Below are 2,736 nucleotides of genomic sequence, written 5' to 3'. Positions count from 1 at the left end.
GCCTAAGCTCGCTTTTTAATTTCAACAGGCGGTAAGCCTATTTCTTTATCATATCTAGCATGATTGCAACCGACTCATCAAGATAAGCGTCAGGGGCTTCATAGTCGTTCGGAACATCGTCCAACGTTTTGAAAGGCTCTAACTTAGCGACTTTTTGACGTTGATTAATACGTTCTAAACGAAGTGCTTCCGCATCATCACTCTCTTGCTGGCGAACCTTTTCATTCAGAGAAAGTTCGTTGTCGTCTTTATCCGCCTTATACTTTTCAATATCTTGCGCAATAAAGCCGAATTCCATGTCTGTCGCGATACGAGCTTGGTGTTTAGCCGTTAACGCTGCGATTTTCTCATCGTTACGCTGTAACACTGAGTACTTCGCTTTGTCGATGCTATCCCAAGGTAGTGCATTATCTTCGACACTTTCACCTGTATCTGCTGGATCAATCGGCGTTGGGTAAGCAATATCAGGAACTACCCCTTTATTTTGCGTACTACCACCATTGATACGGTAGAATTTTTGGATTGTGTATTGAACATAGCCTAACTCTTTATCGAACAAATCATAGATATGATTCAAAGAGCGATGCTGTTGCACCGTTCCTTTACCGAAAGAGTTCTCACCTAGGATTATCGCACGACCATAGTCTTGCATTGCAGCGGCAAAGATCTCAGATGCTGATGCACTGTAACGATTCACCAATACCGTTAACGGACCTTGGTAACTGATCTTACCATCGGTGTCGCTGTTCACTTTGACACGACCATAGCTATCACGAACTTGTACAACAGGCCCCTCTTTGATAAATAGACCAGAGAGTTCCGTTGCTTCGGTAAGTGCGCCACCACCGTTATTACGAAGATCGACAATGATACCCTCGACACCTTGCTCTTTGAGCTCAGTGATCAGTTTGTCGGTATCTTTAGAAAGGCCAACGTAGAAACTTGGCACTTCTAGTACACCAATCTTCTTACCATCTTTCTCGATAACTTCTGATTTAACAGCGCGGTCTTCTAGACGAATCTTATCACGAACAATTGTGACAACGTGACTTTTTGCATCTTTACCATCAGGTAAGATCTGCAGCTTCACTTTAGTCCCTTTCGGGCCTTTAATAAGTTGTACTACATCGTCTAAGCGCCAGCCGATAACATCAACAATCTCTTCTCCATCTTGACCAACGCCGACAATACGATCGCCATCGCTCAATTGTTTACTGTTTGACGCAGGGCCACCAGCAACTAAAGAACGGATAACGGTGTAGTCGTCTGTCATTTGAAGCACAGCACCAATCCCTTCTAGAGAAAGATTCATCTCAGATTGGAATTGCTCTGCATTTCTTGGAGAAAGGTAGCTAGTGTGAGGATCGACCTCTCGTGCAAATGCGTTCATGTAGATCTGGAAAGCATCTTCATTATGCGATTGCGTAATACGCTTCATCGCATTGTTGTAACGCTTTTCCAAAACTTCTTGAATCTCTGGCCACTCTTTACCAGTTAGTTTTAGATTCAACGCATCGTATTTAACGCGTTTTCTCCAAAGCTCATTCACTTCAGCGATATCTTTCGGCCACGCTGCTTCACTACGATTAAGTTCGATAGTTTCATCGGTATCAAACTTGATTTCAGTATCGAGCAAAGACAATGCATACTGGAAACGTTCAAAACGCTTCTGCATAGACAAATTGTAAACATCGAAAGCAATCTGGTTATTGCCTGCTTTTAACTGGTCATCGATTTGCTTCGATGCCGCAGAGAAAGAGTCAATATCAGCTTGGGTGAAGATATTACGATTGTAATCCAGCATCTCTAAGTAACGATTAAAGATAGCTTGAGAGAAATCGTCGTTGAGATTGAAGTGTTTATAGTGGGAACGAGTAAATCGAGAAGTAACACGTTTACTAGCAGTTTCGTGTTGGACCTCAGGAGCGAGTAGAGGTAAATCGTCCTGATCTAATTTGGCTTCAAGAGCCTGAGCTGAAGCTGCTAGCAAAAAGCTAGCAGCAATCAGTGTCAATTTTGAACGGCATTTCATGCGTAGGAGTATCTCCTTTAAGCGCGCAAGTGCTCCGCTTTAACAACCATTTGTAGGCCGTTTGCTAACTGAACACGTACATCTTCCTTATTGATTTCAACAATGGTCGCAGCCATGTTTCCTTTACCCATGTTCACATTTACTTCTTTGCCAGCGATGAATTCGTCAGCGTTCAAAGCGCGTGTTTCTACAGGCTTTTCTACTTTTGGTGCTTTAGGCGCTTGGCGACGAGGCTGTGGAGCTTTCTTCGCCTTAGGTTTCGCTTTGCCTTCTTCGCGAGCTTTTTGTGCTTGCTCTTTACGACGAGCCTGAACTTTAGCTTTGCTTTCTGCAAGTGTAGCTTTAGCGTGCTCAACGTGCTCTTCTTCTAGTGTGCCACACGCGTTGCCGTCTAGGTCAACACGCTCTGCACCAGCTTTTACGCCGTGCAGGTAACGCCATGATGATGTGTACTGTCTTAACGCTGCACGAAGCTGAGTCTTACTTACTTTTTCGTCTTCATTTAGACGTTCAGCAAGATCTTGAAAAATACCAATTTTAAGTGGCTTCGCTTCACCTTCTAAAGTAAAGCATTTAGGGAAACATTCAGCAATATATGCGATAACTTCTTTGCTGTTTTTTAACTTTTCAGTGTTTTCCATGTGGGTTCCTGGTTTTTGCGGTTTTCCGCGAGCATTAAGAAAATATTTTTACGTATTATAGAG

2 protein-coding genes are annotated in these 2,736 nt (G+C 43.2%); both read right to left on the bottom strand.

What is annotated here, in order from left to right; genetic code table 11:
- Nucleotides 1-37: 37 nt before the first annotated feature.
- Complete coding sequence (gene prc, locus BCT81_RS26875; protein WP_102426440.1) at nt 38-2,032, bottom strand: carboxy terminal-processing peptidase; 1,995 nt, start codon at nt 2,030-2,032, stop codon at nt 38-40.
- Between the two features lie 17 nt (nt 2,033-2,049).
- Nucleotides 2,050-2,673 (bottom strand): RNA chaperone ProQ, encoded by a 624-nt coding sequence (gene proQ, locus BCT81_RS26870; protein WP_004742319.1) that lies wholly within the window; start codon nt 2,671-2,673, stop codon nt 2,050-2,052.
- Nucleotides 2,674-2,736: the final 63 nt, after the last annotated feature.

Source organism: Vibrio sp. 10N.261.52.A1 (assembly GCF_002876325.1).
Lineage (GTDB): Bacteria > Pseudomonadota > Gammaproteobacteria > Enterobacterales > Vibrionaceae > Vibrio > Vibrio chagasii.
Note: the sequence above shows the minus strand (reverse complement) of the source record. Positions and strands in the feature narration are given on the sequence as shown.